The organism is Mycobacterium sp. NGS68 (genome assembly GCF_059812195.1).
The window spans coordinates 1-25,672 of record NZ_JCALCE010000020.1; the positions used below are offsets into that span (position 1 = coordinate 1).

General features: G+C 68.7%; 20 protein-coding genes and 1 pseudogene. 10 read left to right on the forward strand and 11 right to left on the reverse strand.

Going from position 1 to position 25,672, the window contains the following annotated elements:
• Window positions 1-1,136 (reverse strand): PE family protein (locus tag AC5Y5V_RS20535; RefSeq protein WP_499939201.1); only part of this gene is annotated, 1,136 nt, incomplete at its 3' end.
• Between the two features lie 421 nt (window positions 1,137-1,557).
• Here AC5Y5V_RS20535 and AC5Y5V_RS20540 point away from each other — a divergent pair.
• The 4 genes from AC5Y5V_RS20540 to AC5Y5V_RS20555 all read left to right on the forward strand — a co-directional run bounded on the left by AC5Y5V_RS20540 (window position 1,558) and on the right by AC5Y5V_RS20555 (window position 5,549).
• The gene (locus AC5Y5V_RS20540) at window positions 1,558-1,830 is read left to right on the forward strand and encodes a hypothetical protein (protein WP_499939203.1); all 273 of its coding nucleotides are present in this window, start codon (window positions 1,558-1,560) and stop codon (window positions 1,828-1,830) included.
• Window positions 1,831-1,972: 142 nt separating this feature from the next.
• The gene (locus tag AC5Y5V_RS20545; RefSeq protein ID WP_499939205.1) at window positions 1,973-2,422 is read left to right on the forward strand and encodes a hypothetical protein; all 450 of its coding nucleotides are present in this window, start codon (window positions 1,973-1,975) and stop codon (window positions 2,420-2,422) included.
• Window positions 2,423-2,763: 341 nt separating this feature from the next.
• Complete coding sequence (locus tag AC5Y5V_RS20550; RefSeq protein ID WP_499939207.1) at window positions 2,764-3,231, forward strand: hypothetical protein; 468 nt, start codon at window positions 2,764-2,766, stop codon at window positions 3,229-3,231.
• Complete coding sequence (locus AC5Y5V_RS20555) at window positions 3,231-5,549, forward strand: hypothetical protein (RefSeq protein WP_499939209.1); 2,319 nt, start codon at window positions 3,231-3,233, stop codon at window positions 5,547-5,549. Before AC5Y5V_RS20550 ends, AC5Y5V_RS20555 begins: the two co-directional genes overlap by 1 nt.
• 57 nt (window positions 5,550-5,606) lie before the next feature.
• Here AC5Y5V_RS20555 and AC5Y5V_RS20560 read toward each other — a convergent pair whose 3' ends face one another.
• The 4 genes from AC5Y5V_RS20560 to AC5Y5V_RS20575 are packed head-to-tail and all read right to left on the reverse strand — an operon-like array spanning window position 5,607 to window position 10,344.
• A complete protein-coding gene (locus tag AC5Y5V_RS20560) occupies window positions 5,607-7,760 on the reverse strand; it encodes a prolyl oligopeptidase family serine peptidase (RefSeq protein WP_499939213.1) in 2,154 nt (717 codons plus the stop codon).
• 37 nt (window positions 7,761-7,797) lie between these two features.
• Window positions 7,798-8,067, reverse strand: coding sequence for a DUF2510 domain-containing protein (locus AC5Y5V_RS20565; protein ID WP_499939216.1), 270 nt, complete (start codon window positions 8,065-8,067; stop codon window positions 7,798-7,800).
• A gap of 58 nt (window positions 8,068-8,125) precedes the next feature.
• Window positions 8,126-8,929 carry a mycofactocin-coupled SDR family oxidoreductase gene (locus AC5Y5V_RS20570; RefSeq protein WP_499939219.1) on the reverse strand — a complete coding sequence of 268 codons (804 nt, stop codon included), beginning with the start codon at window positions 8,927-8,929 and terminating at the stop codon, window positions 8,126-8,128.
• 44 nt (window positions 8,930-8,973) lie between these two features.
• Window positions 8,974-10,344: a hypothetical protein gene (locus AC5Y5V_RS20575; RefSeq protein WP_499939221.1), complete on the reverse strand. Its 1,371-nt coding sequence runs from the start codon at window positions 10,342-10,344 to the stop codon at window positions 8,974-8,976.
• 273 nt (window positions 10,345-10,617) lie between these two features.
• On the opposite strand from AC5Y5V_RS20575, the gene AC5Y5V_RS20580 reads away from it, so the two are divergent.
• Window positions 10,618-12,060 (forward strand): amidase, encoded by a 1,443-nt coding sequence (locus AC5Y5V_RS20580; RefSeq protein ID WP_499939224.1) that lies wholly within the window; start codon window positions 10,618-10,620, stop codon window positions 12,058-12,060.
• A gap of 43 nt (window positions 12,061-12,103) precedes the next feature.
• Here the strand turns inward: AC5Y5V_RS20580 and AC5Y5V_RS20585 are convergent, their stop codons facing one another.
• A complete protein-coding gene (locus tag AC5Y5V_RS20585; RefSeq protein ID WP_499939226.1) occupies window positions 12,104-13,798 on the reverse strand; it encodes an ATP-binding cassette domain-containing protein in 1,695 nt (564 codons plus the stop codon).
• 64 nt (window positions 13,799-13,862) lie between these two features.
• A complete protein-coding gene (locus tag AC5Y5V_RS20590) occupies window positions 13,863-15,437 on the reverse strand; it encodes an HD domain-containing phosphohydrolase (protein WP_499939230.1) in 1,575 nt (524 codons plus the stop codon).
• 93 nt (window positions 15,438-15,530) lie between these two features.
• On the opposite strand from AC5Y5V_RS20590, the gene AC5Y5V_RS20595 reads away from it, so the two are divergent.
• Window positions 15,531-16,349, forward strand: a complete 819-nt coding sequence (locus tag AC5Y5V_RS20595; RefSeq protein WP_499939233.1) for an adenylate/guanylate cyclase domain-containing protein — start codon at window positions 15,531-15,533, stop codon at window positions 16,347-16,349.
• Between the two features lie 29 nt (window positions 16,350-16,378).
• Window positions 16,379-16,738 carry a hypothetical protein gene (locus AC5Y5V_RS20600; protein ID WP_499939236.1) on the forward strand — a complete coding sequence of 120 codons (360 nt, stop codon included), beginning with the start codon at window positions 16,379-16,381 and terminating at the stop codon, window positions 16,736-16,738.
• A gap of 9 nt (window positions 16,739-16,747) precedes the next feature.
• Here AC5Y5V_RS20600 and AC5Y5V_RS20605 read toward each other — a convergent pair whose 3' ends face one another.
• Both AC5Y5V_RS20605 and AC5Y5V_RS20610 read right to left on the reverse strand, forming a co-directional pair.
• Window positions 16,748-17,929, reverse strand: a complete 1,182-nt coding sequence (locus AC5Y5V_RS20605) for an FAD-binding domain (RefSeq protein WP_499939239.1) — start codon at window positions 17,927-17,929, stop codon at window positions 16,748-16,750.
• Window positions 17,930-17,943: 14 nt separating this feature from the next.
• The gene (locus tag AC5Y5V_RS20610) at window positions 17,944-19,194 is read right to left on the reverse strand and encodes a cytochrome P450 (RefSeq protein WP_499939241.1); all 1,251 of its coding nucleotides are present in this window, start codon (window positions 19,192-19,194) and stop codon (window positions 17,944-17,946) included.
• A gap of 65 nt (window positions 19,195-19,259) precedes the next feature.
• Here AC5Y5V_RS20610 and galT point away from each other — a divergent pair, with 65 nt between their 5' ends.
• Both galT and AC5Y5V_RS20620 read left to right on the forward strand, forming a co-directional pair.
• Entirely contained in the window at window positions 19,260-20,351 is a 1,092-nt protein-coding gene (gene galT, locus AC5Y5V_RS20615; RefSeq protein ID WP_499939243.1) for a galactose-1-phosphate uridylyltransferase, read from the forward strand.
• A complete protein-coding gene (locus AC5Y5V_RS20620; protein WP_499939246.1) occupies window positions 20,348-21,439 on the forward strand; it encodes a galactokinase in 1,092 nt (363 codons plus the stop codon). Before galT ends, AC5Y5V_RS20620 begins: the two co-directional genes overlap by 4 nt.
• Window positions 21,440-21,445: 6 nt before the next feature.
• Here the strand turns inward: AC5Y5V_RS20620 and AC5Y5V_RS20625 are convergent, their stop codons facing one another.
• Both AC5Y5V_RS20625 and AC5Y5V_RS20630 read right to left on the reverse strand, forming a co-directional pair.
• Window positions 21,446-21,928: a hypothetical protein gene (locus AC5Y5V_RS20625; protein WP_499939249.1), complete on the reverse strand. Its 483-nt coding sequence runs from the start codon at window positions 21,926-21,928 to the stop codon at window positions 21,446-21,448.
• Window positions 21,929-21,956: 28 nt separating this feature from the next.
• A complete protein-coding gene (locus AC5Y5V_RS20630) occupies window positions 21,957-22,751 on the reverse strand; it encodes a hypothetical protein (protein WP_499939252.1) in 795 nt (264 codons plus the stop codon).
• Between the two features lie 286 nt (window positions 22,752-23,037).
• On the opposite strand from AC5Y5V_RS20630, the pseudogene AC5Y5V_RS20635 reads away from it, so the two are divergent.
• Window positions 23,038-25,672 (forward strand): annotated as a pseudogene (locus tag AC5Y5V_RS20635) (GH92 family glycosyl hydrolase).

Genomic DNA, 25,672 nt, shown 5'->3' on the forward strand with positions numbered 1-25,672 from the left:
CCGGTTCCGGCGTTGCCGCCGGTGCCGCCGGTGCCGCCTTGTCCGCCTTGGCCACCCGCGGTGTCGACCGTGGCGCTGTTGTCGGTGCCGTCGCTGCCCTGACCACCGACGCCACCCACACCGCCGTTGCCGCCATGGCCGCCGGCGCCTTGGTGGCCACCACCCCCGATGCCAGCGTCTCCGCCGTTGCCGCCATGGCCGCCGTCGCCGCCGGAATAGCCGATGGCCCCTGTTCCGGCGTTGCCACTGCCGACCGCACCGGCGTCGCCTTGACCGCCCGTCCCACCGGCTCCGCCGGCTCCGCCGTTACCGGCCGAACCTGCTGCGCCTGGGCTGCCGATCAATCCACCGGCCCCGCCTGCGCCGGGGGCGCCGCCTTGGCCGCCGTTGCCGCCGGTCCCACCGACCCCGCCATCCGTCGTGTTACCGATACCGCTGGCACCAGCCGCACCCTCGCCGCCGACCCCACCGGTGCCACCAACGCCGCCTGCCCCGCCGTTGCCGAACACCATTCCGCCACGCCCGCCCACGCCACCGGTACCGCCCACGCCACCGGTACCACCGACGCCGCCGGTGCTGCCGGTTGCCCCTGTCGTACCGTCACCGCCGGCACCACCGGCCCCGCCGTTTCCGAACAAGAACGCCGACCCCCCAGCACCTCCGGTTAGCCCCGGGCCTCCCGACCCGCCGGTGCCACCGTTGCCCCACAGCCAGCCGCCGCCGCCGCCGGGCTGCCCCGTGCCGGGAGCGCCATCAGCCCCATTGCCGAATAACGGGCGCCCGGTCAAATCCAGCACTGGTGAAAACAGTCCCAAGCTCTGGGCCTGCCGCGCCGCCAGAGCCAATGGCGTCAAATTTGCCGCCTCTGCGGCCGCATACGCGCCGGCCGCGCCGCTCAACGCCTGCGTGAACTCGGCCTGCCACGCCGCCGCCTTTGCGCCCAGCGCCTGGTACTGCTGCCCGTAACCGGAAAAAAGCGACGCGATCGCTGCCGACACCTCATCACCTGCTGCGGCGACCACCGACGTCGATGAGGCCGCGGCAGCTGTGTGCGCCGCCTGCAGCGACGACCCGATGCCCGCGATATCGGCCGCCGCTACTTCCAAGAAGTCTGCCGACACAAGGGCGAACGACATGACTGCCTCCCCACCAACTGCCCGAGTCGTTAAGAATGAGGACTAATGGACTATTATCAGGCCTGGGCTGCTTTTATATGAGTTTCCGTTGAATTTCGCAGGTTGAATCTGAGAGTTAACCGGGACGGCTCCGTCGGCGGGCGACCAACCACATTCGCCGCCGACGGCAGCGGCGTAACAGGATGGAACTGGTCGGTACCCCAATCAAGAAGAGTCCGCATGATTTATCGCCTCGCTGTGGCGTTGCTCTGCGCGCCGGCTCAGGCTGGAATGTAGATCTGTTTGCCCTTGGGCGTGTTCGTCAAGCACTAGTTGGGCGGCACGGCATGAGCCTGGACGGGGTCGACGACCTGCCACCACCAAGCGCCAACGGCGCCATTTGGCTGCTGTACGGGCCGACGCCGGGCGGTACGATCTGGGCATGTCGGCAAGATTCGAGATGGATCCGCAGGCGACCAGCAGCGGTCTGAATGCGGCCGGTCAAGCGAGGTGCGAGGCCGCCGGCGGGGTCGGGGGCGTGCAAACCCCGGCCGGCAGTTACACGCTGGAATTTGCGGGCGAGGTGCGCGGACTGCTGGCGGCTGCGGGTGCTCACCTGGCTGGCGTCGCGGCTGAAGGCCTGGCCTCGACCGCGCTGAGCGTGACCAGCGTTGAGGCTACCGAGGCGGCCAGCACGAGCACCCTGACCATCTAGGTAAGCGGGTATGTCGTCGCCATCACCGGGTGTGCCGGGCTATGTCCCGCCGCCCGGCGCACCTCCGCAGTCGATGGGGCAGCCGCCGTCTCCGCCGCGCGGGCCTAGGCGCTGGCCGCTGGCGGTGGGTAAGGCAGTCGCGGTGTTGGCGGCGATGGCCGCGACGGCCGCGGTGACCTATGCGCTCGCACACGACCCGAGCACACCGCAACCAGTTGCGACGTCCGCGCCGCCGACCACGACCTCGCCGCAGTACAGTCCCGCCGACCAAGCAGCTGCCAAGCAGCGCGTGTGTCAGGTCTTCGATGTCTCGACACGGGGACTGGAGGGGCAAGGCGGGATGGTCGTCAACGGCCAGGTCAACATCCCTCGCGTGTTACGCACGTTGAATGGTGTTGTGGCGGTGGAGAATGCGCTTTCCCCCGCGACACCGCCGGAGGTTACTGCCGCTGCCCGCAAATACATCACCACATCTCAGGAGTTGAGCACGGCGACCCTGGCCAACGTGCCGATCGAGGAAAGCAATCGGCTGAACGGCATCGCGAACGACGCGATTTTTGCGTTCGCGGATGTGTGCGGCCTGCCGCACTAGACGACTAAGGCCGCCGTCTTGCCGCCCATGTGCCGTGCAGATCGCGAAACTTAAACTGCGGCGCCATTACCCGGCGTGTCTTCGCCGACGTTTTAGTGTCGCGGTTTCTTGCGATCGCGCCGCTGCGCGCGGCTCGCGCCGCGCGTGCGATCGCGCGCTGGCCCCGCGAAAGCGGCCCAGTTTGGAAGCTGTATGAGGCGATGGCCGACGGTACGATCATCGCATGACGACCTCTTCGACACGGGTTTGACCAGGTAGGACGGCTGGACATGGTGTCGTCGTTTCCGGGTGCGTCGGCCTACCCGCCGCCATCGTCACCCGGCACCCGCCGGGGCTGGGCCATGGTCGTCTTGGTGGTTTCGATCGCTGCGCTCGTGGCTGTCGCGGCGCTTGCCCACACGGCCAAGCGCGAGAACGCTGCCGCGCCGACGGGTCCGGCGCCGACTTCGCCGCGATCCGCCGCACCGCCGTACAGCCCGGCCCAGCAGGCAACCGCGAAAGCGCAGGTGTGCCAGGTGTTCGATCGCTCGACGCGGGGACAGGACACACAGGGGGGTGTTCGGGTGCACGGTCAATTGAACGTTCCGTTGACGCTTCGATCGGTCGATAGTGTTGTGGCAGTGAGAGATTCGCTGACACCCGCGACGCCCCAGGAGGTGGCGGGCGCGGCCAAGAATTACATCGACACGACGCTGGACCTGACCAGCGCAGCCATGGCCGGCTTGCCGACCGCGGAGGTGAACCGGTTGAACCATCTGGCGAATACGGCGATCGACGCACTCGACAGCCTGTGCGGGATTGCGCACTGATGGCCGACGTCTCAAACAACAGCCATGGCTGGTGGGAGCAACGCAACAACAGCGAAGCCGCCAAGGTCCTCCAACTGTTCGCGGCCGCCCGACCGGCGCTGGACGGGTACGTCCCGAACTACGGGATGCCCGGCGGTGGCGACGTCCCACGTCCGGGCGGCCTCTACAGCCCGTACCTGGTGGGCGCGTTGTGGCCCACCGAGTCGGAGTCGGCGTTCGAGCAGGCGGCGACCGGACTCGAGCGGCTCGAACACCAGGCGGAGCACTCCAACGAGACCGCCAAGACTCACGTCGGCACGGTGTTCGCGAATTATTGGACGTCTGGTGCGGGAGCCGACGCGGCCCAGACCCACTACGCCTCAGAGGACAGCCTGCACCAGCGTCTGGTGGCCGTGGCCAAGGAGAGCGCCGCGCAGTACAAGCTGTTGGGCAAGGACATCCGCTCGATCAAACAGAAGATGCGCGAAGCCAACGACCAAGCACACGAGGAGATCAACCGGCTGCTGGGAAGCAACAGCGGCGCACCGGTGGCAGTCGCACCGATTCTGACGCATTACCAGGGAATGATCGGCGACTACTCGGGCCAGCTCAAGGGCTACGTCACTGGCGCCACCACGGCCTTGTCCAATCAGTTCGGTATCGCTCCGGCTCCGCAATCGCCGGGAGTGAGACCCGCCGGGAATCAGCGGGGTGATTCAGACGAAGACCCGCCGCAGCCGGACGGACCGGGCGGCGAGCCCCACGGCGCCGGTGCAGGCACACCGGGACACCGTGGTGGTGGAGACTCGCTGCCCGGGGGTGGCGAACCCGGACAGGGCCCGTGGGGTCTTCCCGGCGGTGGGCGAGGAGGCGTCCCTTCGCCGTTGCCCGGGTCGTCCGGAATTCCGACGATTCCGTCGATTCCGTCGCTGCCGTCGATGCCGTCGATGGGTGGTGGTGGCGCTTCGCCACTGAGTGGCGGGTTGGGGCCGCTGTCGGGGTTGTTGGGTGGTTTCAATCCGGGCATGTTCGGCCCGGCCGGCAACCTCGCTGCTCCGGCATTGCAAAGTCAGGCGGCGCAGGCGATTTCGCAGGCGATGACGTCGCAGTTCAACAGCGGGTTGCTGGCGGGTGCGGGTGCTGCTGGCGTGGGTCCGGCGTTGGCGGCGGCTGAGCAGGCGGTGCCCAAGGCCCCGGCGGGGCCGTTGGCGGCTCCGCTGGGTCAGTCGGCGCCGGTGGCCGCGGCGCCGTTGTCGGCGGCGGTCGCTCCTGCGGCCGAACCAGCGGCGGCTGGGGCGGGCATGGGTGCGCCGATGACGCCGTATGGGTCGGTGTTGCCGCCGGGTGCGGCCGCCGGTGCGGGTGTCGGGGCGCCAGGGGCGGTGCCGCCGGTGCCGCCGTCGAACGTTCCGCCCGGTGGTGGGGGCGGTGCGGGTCCGGGGTTGTTGCCTGCGGCGGTTCGTGATTCTTCTCCGGCGCGGGTGCGTCGGGAGACGTCGATGACCGACCTGGAGTTGGCGCGCGCGACGGTGGCCGATCTGGCGGCGGCCTCGTGTGTGGTGCATCCGGGTCTGGACTGGGCGGTGGGGATCGCGCGCGGGGCTTCGGGGTTGCCGGAGATGTGGATCGCCACGAACGAGGGCGCGGGCTATATCCCGCTGGGGGTGTATCTGCCGCGCAGCGCGCCGTTGGCCGCGGGGTTGGATCCGGATTTCGACACGCGGTGGTTCGGTTGGTTCAATCCGGCCGAGACGGTGTTGCGGGCGATCCGCGATCGCGGGGACGTGGTGTCGGCCATCGCGACGACATGGGTGACGCGGTCGGAGTTGATCAGTGACGGCGTCGAGGACGTGGCGTGGGGGGTGGCCCCGTCCGGCGGTCCGACCGACGCGGATGCGTCGCGGCTGACCCGCGGCCGCTCGCACCGGCTGGAAACGGTGAATCCCGCGCTGTTTGAGGCGCTGGAACGCGCCGACGCCGCCGACGTCGAGGACTACTGCCGTGAGGTCACCCAGGCGGCGGCCTTCGGTCTGGGTCCCGAATTACCGCCCGTGGCGGTGTCGGTGGCGCGCACGCTGGTGGCGGGCAAGAATCCGTCGGTAGAGGAGTGGGCCGCGTTGCGCCGCGAGTACGAATCGGCGCGGCTGTTGGCCGGCACGCAGCGCCCGGGGCTGTACGGGATCGAGGATCCCGACGCGGTGGTGCGTTACATGGTCGACTACGCCTACAGTCGTCGGCTCGAGACGCTGTTGTGCTGGGACGGCGGCACTCCCGCCGACATCATCTATGCCGCGCGGATGGCCGGGGTCGTCCTGCCGTTCTCCGAGGTCTTGGTCTGAAGTCCGTCCGCGCCTTCTCGCCGATCAACTTGAACCACAGCCCGGAGGCCGCCGCGGTCACGCGTTGAGCGCGCGGCGCAGAAAGTCCAGCTCGTAGCCCAGCAGGTTCTCGGCCACGACCTCCTGGGGCGTCATGTGCGTGATTCCCGACAACGGCAGGACCTGGTGCACCCGCCCCGCGGCCAGCAGTGCCGACGACAGCTGCAGCGTGTGCGCGGCTACGACGTTGTCGTCGGCGAGACCGTGAACCAGCAGCAGGGGCCGTGCGGGCAGGCTCACCTCGCCCAGCACGCCGTCGCGCAGCAGCGAGGAACGGGTGTACGCCGCCTCGACGGTCTCGTCGCTGCCGGGCACGCCGAGGTAGCGCTCGGTGTAGTGGGTGTCGTACAGCGCCCAGTCGGTGACCGGCGCCCCGGCAATCGCGGCATGGAAGACGTCGGGCCGGCGCAGCACCGCCAGCGCCGCGAGGAAGCCGCCGAAGGACCAGCCGCGGATGCCGACGCGGGAGAGGTCCACGTCGGCGTGGGATTCGGCCGCCGCATGCAGCGCGGCGATCTGGTCCTCCAACACCGGCGTGGCCAGGTCGCCCCGCACCGCCCGCTCCCACTGCGGACCGCGCGCGGGCGTGCCGCGTCCGTCCGCGACGACGACGGCAAAGCCCTGATCCGCCCACCACTGCGATTCGAGAAACCCGTTGCGCGCCTGCAGGACTCGCTGCGCGTGGGGGCCGCCGTAGGGGTCCATCAGCACCGGTAGCCGTCGCGAGCCCGCCACGTGATCGCGCGGCAGCAACAGCGCGGTCCGCACCCCGCGCTCCCCGGCGCTCAGCAGCCGTGGCTGCGGGAGCAGTGGCGGCTCCTCGGCGAGCGACGCGATCGTCGCCACGCGCGCGCCGTCCCGGTAGACGCTGACTCGTCGGCCGAACCAGTCCAACGAGGCGGACACCACCACGGTGAGCCGCCCCGCCCCACTGCCGACCGTGATTCCGTCGGCGTCCGCGACCGGCAGCGGGCCGTTCGGCGACGTTCGCATCAGGCGGACCTGCGTGGGGTCGCCGTCCGACGCGGTGAACAGCACACAGGACTCGCCCTGTGGGCCGGTGACCGTCCCCTGCACGCCGCGCACCTGCAGGTCGCCCGAGGCGACTTCGGCGCCCATGTACAGCCGCCGCGCCCCGTCGGCGTCGCCAACCCGGACCAGCCGCGCGGGCTCGCCCCAGAACGGAACCCCGTCCACGAGTTCCACCCACGACGGGTCGGAGTCGGCGTGCAGCACCTCGGTCGCGCCGGTTGCCGCGTCCACGGCGAGGATTCGCGTCTCGCGCTGGTCCCGTGACTGCACGAGCAGCAGCGGTGGCCCGTCGGTCGACCAGTGCACTCTGGCCAGGTACGGGAAAGTCGCACTGTCCCAGACGATCTCGACGCGTTCGGCGCCGACCGACAGGATGTGTGCACCGACGACCGCGTTGGGCGTCCCGGCCGCGGGATACCCGACCGTCGTCGGGGTGCGTTCCGGGTGAGCCGGATCCGCGATGTGCCACCGCCGCACCGGGCCGGCGTCGACCCGCGTGGCCAGCACCGCCGTCCCGTCGGGGGCCCACCAATATCCACGCGACCGCCCCATCTCCTCCGCGGCGATGAACTCGGCGAGCCCCCACGTGATGTCCGGTCCGGTGTCCTGACCCGGGAGTTCGGCGTCTGCGGATCCGTCCACGCCGACGACGCGCACGACCCCGCCCGATACGTACGCGATCCGAGCTCCCGTCGGGTCGGGACGCGGGTCGACGACCGGGCCGGGCACGTCGATTCGGCGTACACCGCCGCTCACCAGGTCCGCGGCGTAGAGATCTCCGGAGAGCGCGAACGCCGCGCGGGTCACCGCCGAGTCGGTCGCATAGGAGACCACCCCGCCGCCGCCCTCGCGTGCCCGTTCCCGACGCGCGCGTTCGGTCGCCGAGAGCTCCTCCTCGCCCCCGACCAGCGCGCGTGGATCGGCGACGAGCCGTTCGGCGGACGAACCGTCGGGCGGCAGATCGAGCACCCAGAGCAGCGTCGTGCGGTCGGTGCCCGACCGGGACCGCAGGAATGCGACCCGCGAGCCGTCCGGAGCGGCGGCGAAGTTGCGCGGCGTGCCCAGGCTGAAACGCTGTGTACGGGCAGCGAGCCGCGGATAGCTGACTTCAACGGGCAAGGCGGGCGGGAAGTCACGCATGAACCGATCCTGCCGCACCGCTCAGCCGATCAGCTGGTCACTCCCGACGGCGCGCTTGTGACGTCCAGTACTGACCGTCGAAATAGCGCAGCTGCGACGAATCGTTGGGGTCCGGATACCAGCCCGGCGCGCTGCCGGGTTGCGGCCAGGACGTCGCCGAATCCTGCCCGAACGGCGAGTTCTGCTGTCTCCTGCGTTGTCTCGCACGATAGATGGCGAACGCCAGGACGAGGACGAAGATGGTGACGCTGACCCAGGTGAATCCGCCGCCAGGGCCATGGCTGTGATACCCACGCGCCAGCAGCATGCTCCACCTCCGGTAGCCCTGATCCTGAACCCGGCGTCGTCCCGAGTCAACAGGCGCGTCAGTGGATGCGGGCGCTGCCGCCCAGGCCGACCTCGAGGACGCTGCCGGTGATCACTCCGGGATCGCTGACCAGGTACAGCACCCCGCGGCTGACGTCCTCGGGTTGCAGCCACGGCTTCGGTATCGGGTTGGCCTTCATCATCCGGCGCACCAATTCGTCGGGAACGTCATCCGCTCCGGCGGGCTGCACCATGGGCGTCTGCGTGGTCGTGGGGCAGATGACGTTGACCGTGATGCCCTCTTTCGCGACCTCCAGCGCCAGCGATTTGGCCAGCCCGATGATTCCCCACTTGGTGGCGTTGTAGGCCGCAAGGTCGGGGATGCCCATCCGGCCGCCCATCGAGGAGGTCACCACGATCCGGCCGAAGCGCTGGCGCCGCATCACCGGGACCGCCGCGCGCAGGGTGTGAAACACGCCGCTGAGGTTGGTGTCCAGCAACTGCCGCCACATCTGGTCGGTGACCTCGTCCAACGGCCCCGTGCTGACGATGCCGGCGTTCGCCACCACGATGTCGAGGCTGCCCAGGTCCTGCACCGTCTGCTCGACCGCCGCGCCGACCTGCGCCGAGTCGCGCACGTCCACCGTCATCGGTACGCAGCGCCGGCCCAGCTCTTCGACCAGCTTGGTCGTGTGTCGCAGGTCGTCCTCGTCGCCCAGCGGGTAGGTCAGGTCCGTCATCGGGCCGGGCGCATCGGCCACGACGATGTCCGCACCCTCGCCCGCAAGGGCCAGCGCATGCGCGCGGCCCTGACCTCGTGCACCTCCGGTGATCAAGGCGACGCGCCCATCCAAAACACCCATGGACGCCTACGTTAACGCCCCGGCGGAAGGTGTTCGGGGACAGGCTATGTCCAGGGACCCGGGTAGTGGCCGTCCTCGTCCTGCACCATGACGATCTCCTTGCACTCCCCGCCCGTCGGCGTCTCGCCGCGGCAGACCAGCGTCCACCCGGTGATTCGTGCGAACGGCCGCACGGACCAGTTCGACGCGACGGAGTTGCCGGCGGGCAAGTCGATTACCGAGAGTGTGCCGCTGGCGTACGTGATGTACAGGCGGTCGCCGAAGAATGCCAGCTTGGTGATGCCCGCTTCGGTGGCTTCAGTTCGGGTCTTCAGCAGGTCCCAGTGTTGCGTGCGCAGGTTCCACACGCCGAACCCGAACTGAGAATTGGCCGACCCGCGCCCGTCGACGAACAACTTGCCATCCGACAACGTGGCCGCCAATCCGCTGCCCGAGATCTTGTCGGTGTCACCGAACTTGAGGGCGGACTTGGCGTTCAGGTCGTAGAACGTCGTCGACCTGGCCGCCGGATTGGCCGGATCCCGTCGGGCGATCTTGACCAGCTTGTCGGGCCCGTCGGACAGCTCCGCCTCGACGTTGTCGATGTCGTTGTCCTGATACACCGCCTCGCCGGCCGGTAGGCGCAGCTCCGCTCCCGACGTCTGGCCCGGTGCCGTATTCCGTTGGAAGACAAGGACGTCCGGCAGCGCCCGCCCGGGTTGCGGGTCGGTCCACCCCATGGACAGATCGGTGTTGGACAGGATCACGGTCCGCGGTGGGGTGGCCGGGCCGTGGCCGTCGCTGAACGCGTTCATCCACGCGACGCCCAGCGCGGTCGAGCCGAGTCGCCAGTCCTTGGCTTCCGCCAATTTCAGATCGGGGGTGGGCGGTTGCAATTCCTTGGTGGCCAGCGGCTGGCTCGATTTGAGGTCGAACAGATACGCCGTCGTTTTGGTGGCTTGGGGGGGTTGGGGGACTTGCGGGGTTGATGCGGCCGTCGTTACGACATAGACAACCTTCACATCATCGAGCGTGTTGGTCAGCGCACACATGGCGCCGGTTATCGTCTCGCCCACGGGCACCATCGGCACCGGCGGTGCGTCGAATTGGCCCGTTCGGATGTTGAATACCTTGGGGCGAATGTCTTCCAGCGCCGATTTGCTGGAGGAGAAACCCTCGGGGCAGCCGAAGTAGACCGTTCCGCTGTAAATTTTCCAGTCCTTGGCCAACGGGCTCGTCGCCGGAGCCGGTGCGGCGACCGGACGAGCCGACGGCGTCGCGGTCGGCGTCGACGCCGCCGAGTTGGCGTGGGCTTCCGCAGGTGGTTGGGCGGTCCTCGACGTCGTGCAGGCGGCGCAGGCGGCGGCGGCCAGGCTGGCCGCGGCCACGGTGGCGAGTCGGCTCTTGGACACACGTGACCGTGTGTTCACACTCATAGCGTTCCCCCCGCTAAGTTCGGTGTCCTTTGAGACTAGAGGCGTTCGTTGCATACGGCGAGTCGGGCATTCACGGGACGCGCCTAATCGAGCGCAAGCCATTTGCTACCCAATTTGTTGGCAGCGCAATTGATCGCTCAGCGCATTTGCCCGCAAATGTCGAGGAGGTGGTGCTGCGTCTCGTGGACGGTGTGGATGGCGACCCGCCGCAACGACTGTACGGAGGTCTGCGGGTAGTGCCCGTCATTGTCACGGCGTGGTAGACCGAAAGCCATGACCGATCTGGCCGAACAGACGCGATGGATGGACGCCACCGATCAGGCGGCGCTGGTCGCCAGCGGCGAGGTCACGCCGACCGAACTGCTGGAAGCCGCGGTCCAGCGGATCGAAGCCTGCAACCCGGCGCTGAACGCCGTGGTCATGGAGTGGTTCGACCACGCCAGGTCGGTGGCCGCCGATCCCGGGCTACCCGACGGCCCGTTTCGCGGTGTGCCATTTCTGCTGAAGGATCTGTACACGAGCTTCGCGGGACAGACGCTGTCGAACGGCAATGTGGCGCTGAAGGAGGCGGCAAAGATCGACGCCGCCGACACCACGCTGGTGTCGCGGTTCAAGGCGGCGGGGCTGGTCATCGCCGGCCGGACGAACAGCCCCGAGATGGGCAGCCTACCGACGACCCAGCCGGTGGCCTGGGGAGCGACCCGCAACCCGTGGGCGCTGAACCGCACGCCGGGTGGGTCCAGCGGTGGCGCCGCGGCGGCGGTGGCCGCGGGGATGGTTCCGTTCGCCAACGCGTCCGACGGCGGCGGCAGCATCCGCATCCCCGCGTCGTGCTGCGGATTGGTGGGGCTCAAGCCGAGCCAGGGCCGCATCACCGTCGGCCCCGAGCGCGCCGAGGTGGGCCTGGGGGTGGAGTTGTGCGTCAGCCGCACGGTGCGCGATACGGCCGGCCTGCTCGATGCGGTGCGCGGGCCGGGGATCGGGGACTCGGTGATCGCACCCGCGCCGCGGCGGCCATATCTGCAAGAGGTCGGCACCGACCCCGGCCGGTTACGCATCGGCCTGCTCGACGTCCATCCGCGCGGCGAGTTCCTGCACGAGGACTGCGTTTCGGCGGTTCGGTCGGCGGCGTCGATGCTGGAGGGGCTCGGGCACATCGTCGAACCGGCGTGGCCGGCCGCGCTGGCCGATACCACATTGACCCACAGCTTCATGGCGCTGTGGGCGGTGCAGATGGCGATGGCGGCGCGCGGGTTCAGCCAGAAGCTCGGCCGGGAGGTGACCGCCGCCGACATCGAACCGGTCAACTGGGTCTTCGTCGAGCGCGCGCCGCACGTGAGCGCCGTCGACTACGCCGTGGCGCAGGCCAAGGTGTACGCGTTCCGGCGGGCGTTGCAGCAGTGGTGGGCCGACGGCTGGGACCTGTTGTTGACGCCGACGGTCGCCGAACCACCGCCGCTGCTCACGGAATTCGAGAACGACCCGGCGCATCCGACGGCGCCGATGCGCCGCGGTGGCCAGTTCGCCGCATTCACACCGCCATTCAACATGAGCGGGCAGCCGGCGATCAGCCTGCCGTTGCACCGCAACGCCGATGGCCTCCCGATCGGCGTCCAGCTCGCCGGTGCCTACGGTGCCGAGGATGTGCTCATTCGCGTTGCGGCGCAACTGGAATCGGCTCATCCGTGGGCGTCGTATCACCCCGACGTCGGCTGACTGGCGTACCCGCCGGGACGGCGACGGCTGGTCCACGAAGCGCTCAGCGCCGACCCCTACCCGGAGCGGAGCGTCGGTCCAGCACCCACACGGTGGCCAGCGTCAAGACCGCGGCCAGCGTGGCGAGCGCCGCGAAACTGGCGCCCGTGCCGCCGTGGAAGGTCTCACGATAGGCGGACATGGCCGGGAGGGTGGTCGTGTAGCGGTCGAGGCTCAATTCACGGCCCAGCGCATCGAACGTGTGGCGGTTGGACAGCAGGACGCTCATCGCGCGCCCCGGGGTGGTCATCTGGTCCACCGGGACGATCGCGCCGCCGAACAGGACCTGGGGGAAGCACAGCATCGGCAGGGCGAGCGCGGCCTGCGCGGCGTTGGACACCGCGGCCGAGGCGAGCAGCCCCAGCGCCAGCGCCGAGGTCGCCTCGACCAGGATCGTCCCGAAGAGGACCGCGTACACATCCCATCCGAGGGCCGGCAGCCGGCCGAGCGCGCGCAGGACCCCCAGCAACACCGCGCTCACCGCGGCGAGCACCGGCAGCAATGCCGTGATCTTGGACGCCACGTAGGCGCCCACGCTCAGCCCCGCCAGGCGCTCCCGCCGAAAGACCGCCATCTCCCCGACGATCTGCAGCAGTCCATAAGTGAGACCAAAGAAGAAGCCGGCGAACGCGATCCAGAACACGATCTGAGCCGGGCCCACATCGGCAGGCCCGTGCGGATCGAAGGCGTCGCGCTTGAACAGCGTTGCCATCATCGCGGTGACCAGCACCGGTGAGCCGAGCAGCACCGCCAGCGTCAGGCGGTTGCGGAGCAGGACGTCGACGTTGCGGCGGGTGAGCAGCCACCATTGGCGGACGACGCCCGCGCGCCTGACGTCTGGGCGGGTGGTCCTCGCCGGCGTCAACGCGGGCCCGGAACGCCGGCCGCTGTCGGTGAACCGCTGCGCCCAGATCCGCGGGGTGAGCTCATCGGCCAGCCGGTCGTAGATTTCGTCGAGGGTCCGCACGTCGAAATAACCGCGGGCCTCCGCCGGGCTGCCGGTGAAGACGTGATGGCCGTCGCGGGCCAGAAACACCACCCGGTCGCAGCGGTCGATGGCGGCCGGTTCGTGTGTGGTGAGAACGACGGTGACCCCGCGGCGGCTCAACCTGCGCAGCAGTCGCATCACGTCGGCTGCGGTCGAGGGGTCGAGCCCCGAGGTGGGTTCGTCGAGAAAGAAAAGGCGGGGGCGCGTGAGCAACTCCACGGCGATGCTGGCCCGCTTGCGCTGGCCGCCGGACAGCGCGCGGACGGGCACGTCGGCCCGGTCGGCCAGGTCGAGTTCGCGCATAGTCTCCTCGACGACGCGGTTCACCTCGGCCGTCGTCGTCCCGGCGGGCAGCCGCAACCGCGCCGCGTACCGCAGCGTGCGGCGCAGCGGCATCTCGAGGTGGATGATGTCGTCCTGCGGCACATAGCCGATGCGCGACTCGGAGCGAAATCGCGTTCCGCAGGGCGCACCGTCGTGGTGGATCCGCCCCGCCGACGGCGGTTGCAGGCCGGCGAGGATTTCCAGCAAGGTCGTCTTGCCCGCGCCGCTGCCGCCGGCAATGGCGACCAGCTCGCCCGGTTCGACGGACAGCGACATCTCGTGCAGGATCTGGCGGTCGCCGGCCCGTCGGGCCACGTCGCTCGCGTCTACTCGCGTGCCGCGCGTGCTGAGCGGCTGATGTGTTGGTACGCAAATGGATTCGGTCATGGCGTGATCATCGGCCGCCGGACGGCCTGGCCGCATGGGGCGTTTGCCTCAAGTTGCCGTGCTGTCAGGGCGCCGCCGCGAGGCCCCGATCGATCGCCGCCAGGGTCGCCTGCGTGCGGTTGTTGACGCCGAGCTTGGCGTAGACGCGCTCGACGTGGTTGCGCGCCGTCTTCTCGGCGATCACCAGCTGGGTGGCGATCTCGCGGTTCGACCGACCCTGCGCGACGAGCCGCAACACTTCGACCTCGCGGGACGTGAGTCCCGCCGACCATGACGTTCGGCGCGATGCCCGATGACCGGCCGCAGTGAGCACGGCATCCACCGTCTGGGCGTCCAGGCGTCCGTTGCGCGCCTCATCTCGCAGCCGAGTCGCGGCACCGCCGGCGTCGAGGGCGGGCCGGTCGGGACGCGGCTCGAGCAGTTGGTGATACGCCACGGCCGCGGCCAGCAGCCGATCCTGCACGCTCAACTCGGCGCCGGCGAGCCCGCGGGGGAACCCGGACCCGTCGATGCGCTCCTCGTGCTGGGTGGCCAGCGAGGCCACGGACTCCAGGCCGCCGACCCGGTTCAGAATCCGCCCGGTCAGGTACGGATACATCCGTAGCCGCTCCCATTCCGCCGTCGTCAGCGGGCCCTTCTTCTCCCAGATCTGGTTGGACACGCCCAGCCGGCCGAGGCCGTGCACCAGGCCGGCCCGGTGCAGGCGCGTGACGTCTGCCGGCGGCATCCGCAGGTGCCGGGCCGCGGCGGCCGCCAGATCGCCGACTCCGCGCGAATAACCCGGCGAGCACGGGCATTTCAGATCGACGAAATCCGCTATTGCCTTGAGTAATTCGTCGACCTCGTCGTCGTCGAGGACCCGGTCGCGGTCCGGGGCCTGCGCCAGCACCGCCGCCCAGACGTCGATGTCGAGCAGGCCCTCGACGATCGCGGCCGCGTCGCGCTCGAAAACCTCGGCCACCGCGGGGCTGAACTGGGTGCCACGCCGGGAGCGGACGACGGCGGCAGCGGCCTGCACCCCGCCGGTGCGGTAGTGCACCTCCACGACGTCGGCCAGGTGCACGATATGGATCTCGAGCGGAATGTCTTCTCCGCGCGCCCCGTTCGGCATCCCGCGGCCATCCCAGCGCTCGAAGACGTACGCCAGCGCCTGTCCGACCTCGCGGTCCAGCCCCATCCGATCGGAGAGCACGCCGGCCGAACTGCAGTGCGAATGAATCAGTTGGGCAACCTGATTGCGCGCCGTGAGCACGAACGCGGCCGATCGGATGCCGCGCTCCCAGCCCGGCAAGCCACGGCCCACGTGACTGGTCATCATCCGCAGGAATGGCAGTCCGGTCATGTCCACCCGGTAGGTGTCGGCCCGGTAGGCGATGTCGTCGCCGAACAGGGCCGAAAGTTCGTGGGAATCAGCGTGGCAACCGATCCAGCCCAGCAGGTTGGCGTAGTACACCGTGGCGCGCTGCCCGGTATCGAGGCCCATCCGATCGGCGAGGCGCGCCGCGATCAACGAGGACCGCAGCATGTGCTCCATCGGCTGCCCCAGGCCGAGGTCGATCGCCAGCGATATGGCCGCCAGCAACTCGGCTCTGCGCAGACCCTTCACCGGGCCGTGGGTCGGGCCGCGGGTGGGTTGCACCCTCTCATTCTGGCCCGAAGACGGCGCCGGGTGCGCGATTCTTGAGGCGGATGCCCCATGCGCCCAACGGCGTCCCCGGGCAATCATTTCCGCATGACCGTTGTAAGCACGCCGCTCGTGGCCGACGCGGGCCCATGGAACAGGATCCTGACGGACGGCCACGCGCCGCTGGTGCGGGCGCGACGGCTGTTCCGCTACCTACCCTCGGCGCCGCGATGCAAGGTGTGCAACAACCCATTCGGCGGCCCCGCCGGACGGGTGTTCGGGGCCGCCGGCTTCAGGCCGTCGCGCAAGAACCCCAACCTGTGCAGCCGGTGTTGTGATGCACTGCCACCGGGCGGGGCGGAGGCGGACGTCGCGGTGCTGTTCGCCGATGTGCGGGGTTCGACGACGCTTGGTCAGCGCGGTTCGGGATTGTCGGCCACCGACTTTGCGGCCCTGCTCAACCGGTTCTACACGGCCGCGACGCGGACCCTGCTGCGCCATGACGCGGTGATCGACAAACTCATCGGCGACGAGGTCATGGCGTTCTTCGTGCGGGGCATCAGCGGCCCGCACTATCGGCAGCGCGCGGTGCTGGCGGGGATGGAATTGCTCGAGGCCGTCGGCTACGGCGGCGAAGACGGGCCGTGGCTGGACTTGGGGATCGCGGTCAATGCCGGCGTCGCCTACGTCGGCAACGTCGGCGAGGCGGTGGTTGACTTCACCGCCCTCGGCGACGCGGTCAACGTGTCGGCCCGCATGCAGCAACACGCCGCCGGGGGCGAGCTGCTCGTGGCGTCGGGAGTCGCCGACGAGTTGACGGGAAGCGCGCAACGGCGCCGCCTTCAGTTGCGTGGACGCACCCAGCCCATCGACTCGTTCGTGCTCGGGTCTTCGGCTTCGCGTGCCGAATGCGCCGGCGGCGGCTAGCCTCGAAAACTGCACGAGAGGAGCAGTCGATGGGCCCAGCCGAATCGGATCCCCGGTCGCGGGGCGCCGGGGTGCGTGCGGCGGAACGGGCCGTGCTGCGACTGATGCAGCTGCGTCCCAGGGATCACCCGGAGATTCTGCTCGCCCGCGCTGAACTCGTGCGCCAGCGTGTCAAGGCCGGCGACTCGCTGGAGGCGATCAGGGACTACGAGAGCCTGCTGCCGGATCTGGCGCGCGTACTCGGTCGGCAGAGCGAGGCGACCCTGGACATCGGCACCGCCCGGCCCGCTGACCCGGCCGCGGCGGGGGGCGGCGCGATCGCCGACTACGAGCGCCGCCTGCGGGATCTGTTGGAACACCTCAAAGCGACGTACTCGCCGCTGCTCTGATCGGCCGGGTCACGGCAGGCGGTAGTCGGGCAGGTCGAAATCGTCGCGCACGCCGCCCGCGATCAGCGTTGCGAGCGGCGAGAAATTCATCGCGCGCATCGCCACGTCGCGGAACCACACGCCGAGTCGGGTCCGAGTGGCGAAGAACGAAACGAATTTCTCCGCGCCGGCCTGCTTGCTCTCGACGAACGGACGCAGGCGGGCCTCGTAGGCGTCGAACGCGCGCTCGTGGTCGCCGCCCGCGCGGCCGAGTTCACCGGCCAGCACGTACGCCTCGGTGATCGCCAGGCCGGTGCCCTCGCCACCGAGCAGCGATATGCAGGCCGCGGCATCGCCGATCAGGATCACGCGGCCCCGGTGCCAGCGATCCATCCGGATCTGGCTCACGACGTCGAAGTATAGGTCGCCGGCGTCGTCGAGTGCGGCCAGCATCTCCCGACATTCCCAGCCCGCGTCCCGAAACTGCTTGTGCAGCTGCTCTTTCGGCTCGAGTCCGGCCTCCATGCCAGTGACTTCATGCTGGTCGCGGTAGATGAACAGGAACATGGTGCGGTCGTTGCGCAGCGAGCAGCGTCCCACCTGTCGGCCCGGAACGTTGTACGTCACGTAGGCGAGCTCGTCGCGCGGGCGGTACCCGTCGACCACACACGCCGCGACCTTGCAGCCCAGATAATGCTCGAAGTCGGCCTCCGGGCCGAACGCCAGCCGCCGCACATTCGAGTGGAGGCCGTCGGCGCCGATGACGAGGTCAAAATCGCGTGGTGCCGCGTTGTCGAAGCTCAGGCGGACACCGTCGCCGTGTTGTGCGATGCCGGCGATGCTGTCGCCGAAGATCGTTTCGATCTCCCCTTCAATGGTCGAATAGATCGCGGCGGCCAAGTCGCCGCGCGGCAGGCTGGTGAAATCCTCACCGAACGTGCGCCGAAAGACGCTGACCGCCAACTCTGCCCGGGTTTCGCCGCGACGGCCCTTGGAGCGCAGGGATTCGATCTGGTATCCGGCCGCGCGGATCGAGTCCTCGATGCCCATCCGTTTTGACACTTGGTATCCGACGCCCCAGAAGTCGATCATGTAGCCGCCGGTGCGAAATTGCGGCGCCCGCTCGATCAGGGTGGGTGTGTGGCCGGTGCGGTGCAGCCAATGGGCGAGGGCCGCACCGGCAACCCCCGCACCGCTAATCGCCACTTGCATACTGCAAGTGTGCCCTATGGATATAATCCTTGCGTTGTGGGCCCGTAGTCCACCTGCCAGTGCTTGATGCCGCTGATGAAGGATGACCTCAGCCGCTCCGGATCGCCACGTGGTGTCAGCGACGGCATTTCGTCGGCGATCGCGTTGAACATCAGGTCGATCGTCATGCGCGCGAGGTTGGCGCCGATGCAGTAATGCGCTCCGGTGCCGCCGAATCCGACGTGCGGGTTGGGGCTGCGCAGGATGTCGAACGCGAACGGATCCGCGAACACGTCTTCGTCGAAGTTGGCCGAGCGGTAGAACATGACCACCCGCTGGCCCTTCTCGATCCGCACCCCGCCGAGCTCGGTGTCCACCAGCGCGGTGCGTTGGAACGACGTGATCGGGGTGGCCCAGCGGATGATCTCGTCGGCGGCGGTCTTCGGTCGCTGCGCCTTGAAAAGGTCCCACTGGTCGGGGAATTCGGTGAAGGCCATCATGCCCTGGGTGATCGAGTTGCGGGTCGTCTCGTTACCCGCGATGGCCAGCGTGACCACGAACATGCCGAATTCGGCTTCGGACAGGTGGCCGTCGGCGTCGGCGTTGATCAGCGTGGTGACGATGTCCTGGTCCTCGGATCCGCGCTTGCGGGCCGCCAATTGCATGGCATACCACATCATTTCGCCCGCCGAAGTCAGCGCGTCGTGGTCGGCGAACTCGGGGTCGTCGCTTCCGATCATCTGGTTGGACCAGTCGAACAGCATCTCGCGTTCCGCCGGCGGTACGCCGAGCAGGCTGGCGATCGCCTGCAACGGCAGCTCGCACGCGACCTGGCGGACGAAGTCGCCCGACCCCGCGGCCGCCGCGTGCGCGGCGATGCGCCGGGCGCGGTCGGCAAGGTCGGCGCGCAATCGCTCGATGGCGCGTGGCGTGAAGCCGCGCGCGACGATCTTGCGTAGCCGGCTGTGCTCGGGGTCGTCCATCATGATCATCGACGCCCGCCCCGCTTCGATCTGGCCCTGCGCCTGATCCTCCCGGTACCGCGGGACCACCGACTTCTCGGCCGACGAGAAGACGTCGCTGCGCAACGAGACGTCGCGGACGTCGCGGTGCTTGGTCACCACCCAGTAGCCGCCGTCGCCAAAGCCGCCTTGATCCGGCGGCTGCGCGTTCCACCAGATCGGTGCCGCCCGGCGCAGCTCCGCCAGCTCCTGCACCGGTAGCCGCTCGGCGTAGATGTCGGGGTCGGTGAAATCGAACCCCGGCGGGAAGTTCAGGGTAGTCATCGCCTGATGGTAAATCCGATGGCCTCGACGGCAGCGACGAATCGAGGGCGCTAGTCTTCGACGTCGTGGAAGCGCCTACGCGGGCAAAGCTGGCCGACGGCCGTGACCTGCTGTTCTTCGCGCTGCCCGGACACCGCCCGGAGCCGGTCGGCGACCGCAGGCCCCTGCCGCCGCGTGACCCGGACCAGTCGCAGTTGCGGTTCGACCGGACGACGGGGCAGTGGGTGATCATCGCGGCGCGGCGCCAGGACCGCACTTACAAACCGCCTCCCGACCAGTGCCCGCTGTGCCCGGGCCCGACCGGACTGACCAGCGAGGTGCCCGCGCCCGACTATGACGTCGTCGTCTTCGAGAACCGGTTTCCGAGCCTCTCCGGCGCCGGACCGATCCCGCTGCCGACATCCGACGGCGCTTCGGACGGCTTCATGGCCGCTCCGGGCCACGGCCGGTGCGAGGTGATCTGCTTCTCCGCCAACCACACCGGCGCGTTCGCCGACCTGGAACCGGCACATGCGCGGCTGGTGGTCGAGGCGTGGCGGCACCGCACGGCCGACCTGCTGGCCATCTCCGGCATCGAGCAGGTGTTCTGCTTCGAGAACCGCGGCGAGGAGATCGGGGTGACGCTCACCCATCCGCACGGCCAGATCTACGGCTATCCCTATCTGACGCCGCGGACCGCCGCCATGCTGGAGCAGGCGCGTAACCATCGGATACGCCACGGCGGCAACCTCTTTGCCGATCTGCTGGCGCGCGAGGTTGCCGACGGCAGCCGGGTGGTGTCGCGCACCGAGCAGTTCACCGTGTTCGTGCCCTTTGCGGCGCGCTGGCCGGTGGAGGTGCACATCTACCCAAACAGGTTCGTGCACAACCTGACCGATCTGGACCAGAGCGAGCTCGACGGGTTCGCGCGGGTCTACCTCGACGTGCTGCAGCGGTTCGACCGGCTGTATTCCGGCCCGCTGCCGTATATTTCGGCGCTGCACCAGTTCGCCGCGACCGACGCCCAAGCCGACGGCTACTTCCACGTCGAGTTGATGTCCATCCGGCGCAGCGCCACCAAGCTCAAGTACCTGGCGGCCTCCGAGTCGGCGATGGAGGCGTTCATCAGCGACGTCACCCCCGAAGGTGTGGCCCAGCGGCTGCGGGAACTCAAATGACGTTCTCCTACGCCGCCCCCGGGCGGGTCAACCTGATCGGCGAGCACACCGACTACAACCTCGGGTTCGCCCTGCCGATCGCGCTGCCCCAGCGCACCGTCGCGACCTTCTCCCCGGACCGCAGCGATGCGATCGTCGTCCGCAGCGATCGCGCCGACGGCGCCGTGCGCGTTGCGCTGGGCACGGTTCCCGGAGAAGTGCAGGGCTGGGCCGCCTATGTCGCCGGGGTGGTGTGGGCGCTGCGTGAGGCCGGGCAGCCGGTGCCCGGCGGCGCGATGTCGATCACCAGCGACGTGGCGATCGGGTCGGGCCTGTCCTCGTCCGCCGCCCTGGAATGCGCCGTGCTGGGCGCGATCACGTCGGCCACGGGTGCGGCCATCGACACCACACTGCGGGCGCGGTTGGCCCAGCGTGCCGAGAACGAGTACGTCGGCGCCCCAACGGGTTTGCTCGATCAGCTGGCCTCGCTCTTCGGTGCGCCGTCGACGGCGCTGCTGATCGACTTCCGCGACCTGACCGTGGCGCCGGTGGCCTTCGACCCGGACGCGCGCGGCGTCGCGTTGCTGCTGATCGACTCCCGGGCCCGTCACCGGCACGCGGGCGGTGACTACGCGGCCCGGCGCGCCTCGTGCGAGCGCGCGGCGGCCGATCTGGGGGTGTCGTCGCTGCGCGAGGTTCAGGAACGCGGGCCCGCGGTCCTGACGGCCGTGACCGACCCCGTCGATGTCCGTCGCGCCCGGCATGTGTTGACGGAGAACCGGCGAGTGCTCGATTACGTTGCCGCGCTAGAGTATTCGGACTTCACCGAAGCCGGTCGCATCATGACCGCCTCGCACGCGTCCATGCGCGACGATTTCGAAATCACCACCGAGCACATCGACCTGATCGCCGATACCGCCGTGCGCGCGGGTGCGCTGGGCGCCCGGATGACCGGCGGCGGCTTTGGGGGCTGCGTGATCGCGTTGGTGCCGGCCGAGCGGGCGGACGCCGTCGGTGCCGCGGTTCACGAAACGGTTGCCGCCGCCGGGTTTGAGTCGTCGGTGATCAGCCGGACCCAGGCGGCGGCGGGCGCGGGGGCCGTGCCTTGACGCCGACTAGGCAGGCGTGAACCGGATCGCCGCAAGCTGCATCCGCTCGATGGCCTCAGCGAACTCTTCCAGGGTCGGTACCTGAGGGTCGCGGAACTTCAGGCCCGTCATCCGCTGAGCCCGCTTGACGCCATAACCCTGCACGCACTTGCGGTAAAGGGTGGGCAACGTAGTGGGATCGGTGATGAGTTCGCCACGCATCGCGGTGGTCTTACCGCGGTAAACAACCTGGGCCGGCGCGCCGTTGCGGAAGTTGTTCTTCCAGACGGCCCCGGCCAGGGCGTACAGATCGCCGTCGATCACGTGGGCGCTGACCGGAATCGAAAACTGCCGCCCAGACTTTCGGCCGGTGAAGTTCAGCACCATCAGCTGCGTGCCGAGCGGCCCGGCCAGGGGTGTGCGCAGCAGGGTGCCCAGGATCGGGTTGACGAGCCGGAGCAGCGCCGACGGTGGGTGCCCGGCCTCTATCGCATGCGACTGTTCTGCCATGCCAACACCGTAAGGCCAAACCGGGTTGCTAGCGAGCAGGGGTGGCGCAGCCCTTCTCGCGCAGGATCGACGAGAACTCGGCGAGCGGAATGCGCGGGGTGACGAAGCCGGGGGAGACGCCGCCGGGGCCGCGTCCCGCCGGCATGAACAGGACGAGGTCGTCGCCCTCGAGCGCCCAGGCTTCGTAGTTGTCGGCGTATTCGCCCTCGGGGTTGTTCGGCTCGAACTGCTCGATGTGAAACGGTGATCCGGTCAGCGCCTGCTGCACGAACGGCCGCACGATCGGCGGGACGGCCTTCAGCGGGTCGATGCCCGGACAGAACAGGTCGGTGAGTTGCAGCTGCTTGTTCTGACCGAGGTCGAACGTGAACGTGGTGATCTGCCCGCTCGGGTGTGGCATGCTACTGAAGTACCAATCAGCCTGGAATACAACGGTTTTCGTGCTCGGCTTGTGCTCCCATACCTTGGAAACCAGGTTGGCGTCGCCGGCCCCGTTGGTATCGGTCTGACCGAAGTCGGCAAAGAACTTCTGGACGAACGGCCGCAGCACGGGACCGGACGTCGGATTGTCGACGAGCTCCACCGGGTACGACGCCTTGACCTCGATGTGGACCTTGTTGGCGTCCTTGGTCAGCGTGCAACGCTTCGACTTCGCGTCCCACGACCCGTGGACGTCGCTGCAGAGACGGTCGGCGGCCGGCGGACTGGCCGAGGGAGCGCTCGCGTGTTGACTCTGGGTGTGGCAACCCGAGGCCAGCAGCACGGCGGCCAGCAAAGCGCTGAGCAAGCCGGAGGGGCGAGACAGGCGAGAAAGCCGACGCATCGCCCTACTTTATGGGCTGATAGGCGTCAGCGGCGGTAGGCCGGGCTGCGCATTCACCTCCGGAGTGATCGCCTGGTTTCAGACCGTGATGGTGGTCTGCTCGTCGACGATGTCCATGGCATCCATCAGGGGCCTCGAGTCGGTGTCGGAGGGGCTGGCACTTGCGTCGGCCGAGTCGGGACTGAGAACGGCCCGCAAGGCGGCGAGGGTTGCTAGGTTGGTCTGGGCCACCGAAGCCCGCCCGAAATTGCACCCAAACGGGACGGCGATGCAGTAAGAGACAGCTATGCGGTCACGGAAGGTTCTCGTCACGCTCGTGGTGGTGAGTGCTGTCGCGATCGCGTTCATCGCCGCTCCACCGGTGATGTATGAGGGTGAGGCCGCCTTTGTCGCGAATCCACTTGAGTACGTCAACACCTTGATCGGCACGGGCACCGGAGGCGAGGCGGTAGGGGAGATCAACAATTTCCCGGGTGCAACGGTGCCGTTCGGCATGGTCCAGTACTCGCCGGACACCGTCGGTACCTACGCCGGTTATGACTACGACAAGACGCGCTCGACCGGGTTCAGCATGACCCACGCCTCGGTGGGTTGCGCCGCGTTCGGCGACATTTCGATGTTGCCGACCACCACCCCGATCGGTTCGCAGCCCTGGAACTCCTGGGAGCGAATCGCGCATGACGACAGCGAGGTGGGCGTGCCGGGCTACTACACGGTGCGCTTCCCGGGCACCGGTGTGACCGCGGAACTCACCGCCACCACACGCACCGGTGTCGGCCGGTTCAGCTACCCAAAGAATCATCGTCCCGCGCTGTTTCACGTGCGCTCCGGCGCATCGCTGGCGGGCAACTCCGCCGCGACTTTCCGAGTCGAGGACGACACCACGATCACGGGATCGGCGACCAGTGGCAAATTCTGCGGGAAGCAGAACAGCTACACCGTGTACTTCGCCATGAAGTTCAATCAGCCGTTCACCTCTCACGGCGCGTGGGACTCCTATTCTGTCTATCCCGGCGCCCGCGAGGCGAATTCGCCTTACAGCGGGGGGTATGTGGAGTTTCCTCCCGGGTCGATGCTCGAGGTGCGCACCGCGATCTCCTACGTAAGCGTGGACGGAGCGCGAGCCAACCTGGCGGCCGAGGGCACCGCGAGTTTCGACGACGTCCGCGCCGCGGCGGCCGCCGAATGGAATTCCGCGCTGGCGCGGATCGCGGTGGCCGGCCGCAATGGCCACGACCTGATGACCTTCTATACGTCGCTGTACCGTACGGTCCTGCACCCCAACACATTCAATGATGCCGACGGCCGTTATACCGGATTCGACGGCGTCGTGCACACCGTGGTGCCGGGGGCATACGCAGTACACCAATTTCTCCGACTGGGACACCTACCGGTCGTTGGCGGCCCTGCACGGCCTGCTCTTTCCCAAGCAGGCCAGTGACATGGCCCAGTCCCTGCTGAACGACGCGGTGCAACTCGGCTCGTATCCGCGTTGGCCGCTCGCGAATTCGGCCACCGGCGAGATGACCGGTGACAGCGTGGTGCCGCTCATCGTGAGCCTTTATGCCTTCGGGGCAAGGGATTTCGATGTCAAGACCGCGTTGCGCTACATGGTGAGCGGGGCGACCTACGGCGGGGTCGGGCGCGACGGCTATGCGGAGCGGCCAGGTGCCGCCACCTACCTGCAGCTGGGTTACGCACCGCAGACGGCGGAGTTCACCACCGACCACTGGATCGCCGGCGCTTCGATCACGCTCGAGTGGGCCGTCGACGACTTTGCCGTCTCCCGGCTCGCAGACTCGCTCGGCGACGCCGCGACCGCCGCCGAATTCCAGCACCGGGCCCAGTTTTGGCAGAACCTGTTCAATCCCACCACTGGCTACATCTCGCCGCGCGGCCCGGACGGCCTGTTCGCCGACGGCCCGGGCGTCGTCGTCCTCCCGTCGAACTTTGGCCAGGTCGGCTTCGACGAGGGCAACGCGGCGCAATACGTCTGGTGGGTGCCCCACAACGTGGCGGGCTTGGTGTCCGCGCTGGGGGGCCGTCAGGCCGTGGCCGCACGACTCGACCGCTTCACGCATCGGCTCAACGTGGGCCCCAACGAGCCCTATCTCTGGATCGGTAACGAGCCGAATTTCGGTGTGCCCTGGCTCTATAACTTCATCGGTCAACCGTGGCGGACCCAGGAGACGGTCGATCGGGTGCGCAGCGAACTGTTCGGCGCCACACCCGACGGGGAACCCGGCAACGACGACCTGGGTGCGATGTCGAGCTGGTACGTGTGGGCGGCTCTTGGTATGTACCCGAGCATTCCCGGAACGGCGATTCTCACCCTGAACACGCCCCTGTTCGACCGCGCCGTGGTCGCGCTTCCGGAGGGCAAGTCCATTCGGATCTCCGCTCCACGCGCATCCGGACGGCACCGGCTGAAATACATCGACGGCCTCCGCATCGACGGTGAGGTGACCGATCGGACCTTTCTTCCCGAGTCGATGATCCGCACCGGCGGCGAGGTCGTTTTCGCGCTGTCCAACACACCCAACAAGGTGTGGGGTACCGCGGAGTCCTCCGCGCCACCGTCCTTCGGTACGGGCAGTTCGGCGTTGACGGTCAACGTGCCCTACCCCTTCCTCAGGATGGCGCCGGGCAGCACGGAAACGATGATCGTCGACCTGCAGCGCATGATTGGCACGTCCGGCGACTACATCGTCACGGGCGCCGCTTACCGCCCGGGTATCGCGGCCGACCCCGTTTCGGGATCGTTCCGCGCCGACGGATTCGCCAGGGCGTACGTCGCGGTCACGGCGGCGCAGTCGGTGCCCGACGGCTATTACCCCGTCTACCTGACCGCAAGGTTCGGTCCGAGCGCGAAGACTTTCGTTGTCGTCGTCGCGGTCGTCAGCGGCGACGACGACGAGTGA

What these genes read in the sequence shown, in the direction of transcription:
- AC5Y5V_RS20540 (WP_499939203.1), top strand. Translation starts at nt 1,558, where the DNA reads ATGTCGGCAAGATTCGAGATGGATCCGCAGGCGACCAGCAGCGGTCTG.
- AC5Y5V_RS20550 (WP_499939207.1), top strand. Translation starts at nt 2,764, where the DNA reads ATGGTCGTCTTGGTGGTTTCGATCGCTGCGCTCGTGGCTGTCGCGGCG.
- AC5Y5V_RS20555 (WP_499939209.1), top strand. Translation starts at nt 3,231, where the DNA reads ATGGCCGACGTCTCAAACAACAGCCATGGCTGGTGGGAGCAACGCAAC.
- AC5Y5V_RS20560 (WP_499939213.1), bottom strand. Translation starts at nt 7,760, where the DNA reads ATGCGTGACTTCCCGCCCGCCTTGCCCGTTGAAGTCAGCTATCCGCGG.
- AC5Y5V_RS20565 (WP_499939216.1), bottom strand. Translation starts at nt 8,067, where the DNA reads ATGCTGCTGGCGCGTGGGTATCACAGCCATGGCCCTGGCGGCGGATTC.
- AC5Y5V_RS20570 (WP_499939219.1), bottom strand. Translation starts at nt 8,929, where the DNA reads ATGGGTGTTTTGGATGGGCGCGTCGCCTTGATCACCGGAGGTGCACGA.
- AC5Y5V_RS20575 (WP_499939221.1), bottom strand. Translation starts at nt 10,344, where the DNA reads ATGAGTGTGAACACACGGTCACGTGTGTCCAAGAGCCGACTCGCCACC.
- AC5Y5V_RS20580 (WP_499939224.1), top strand. Translation starts at nt 10,618, where the DNA reads ATGACCGATCTGGCCGAACAGACGCGATGGATGGACGCCACCGATCAG.
- AC5Y5V_RS20585 (WP_499939226.1), bottom strand. Translation starts at nt 13,798, where the DNA reads ATGACCGAATCCATTTGCGTACCAACACATCAGCCGCTCAGCACGCGC.
- AC5Y5V_RS20595 (WP_499939233.1), top strand. Translation starts at nt 15,531, where the DNA reads ATGACCGTTGTAAGCACGCCGCTCGTGGCCGACGCGGGCCCATGGAAC.
- AC5Y5V_RS20600 (WP_499939236.1), top strand. Translation starts at nt 16,379, where the DNA reads ATGGGCCCAGCCGAATCGGATCCCCGGTCGCGGGGCGCCGGGGTGCGT.
- AC5Y5V_RS20605 (WP_499939239.1), bottom strand. Translation starts at nt 17,929, where the DNA reads ATGCAAGTGGCGATTAGCGGTGCGGGGGTTGCCGGTGCGGCCCTCGCC.
- AC5Y5V_RS20610 (WP_499939241.1), bottom strand. Translation starts at nt 19,194, where the DNA reads ATGACTACCCTGAACTTCCCGCCGGGGTTCGATTTCACCGACCCCGAC.
- AC5Y5V_RS20620 (WP_499939246.1), top strand. Translation starts at nt 20,348, where the DNA reads ATGACGTTCTCCTACGCCGCCCCCGGGCGGGTCAACCTGATCGGCGAG.
- AC5Y5V_RS20625 (WP_499939249.1), bottom strand. Translation starts at nt 21,928, where the DNA reads ATGGCAGAACAGTCGCATGCGATAGAGGCCGGGCACCCACCGTCGGCG.
- AC5Y5V_RS20630 (WP_499939252.1), bottom strand. Translation starts at nt 22,751, where the DNA reads ATGCGTCGGCTTTCTCGCCTGTCTCGCCCCTCCGGCTTGCTCAGCGCT.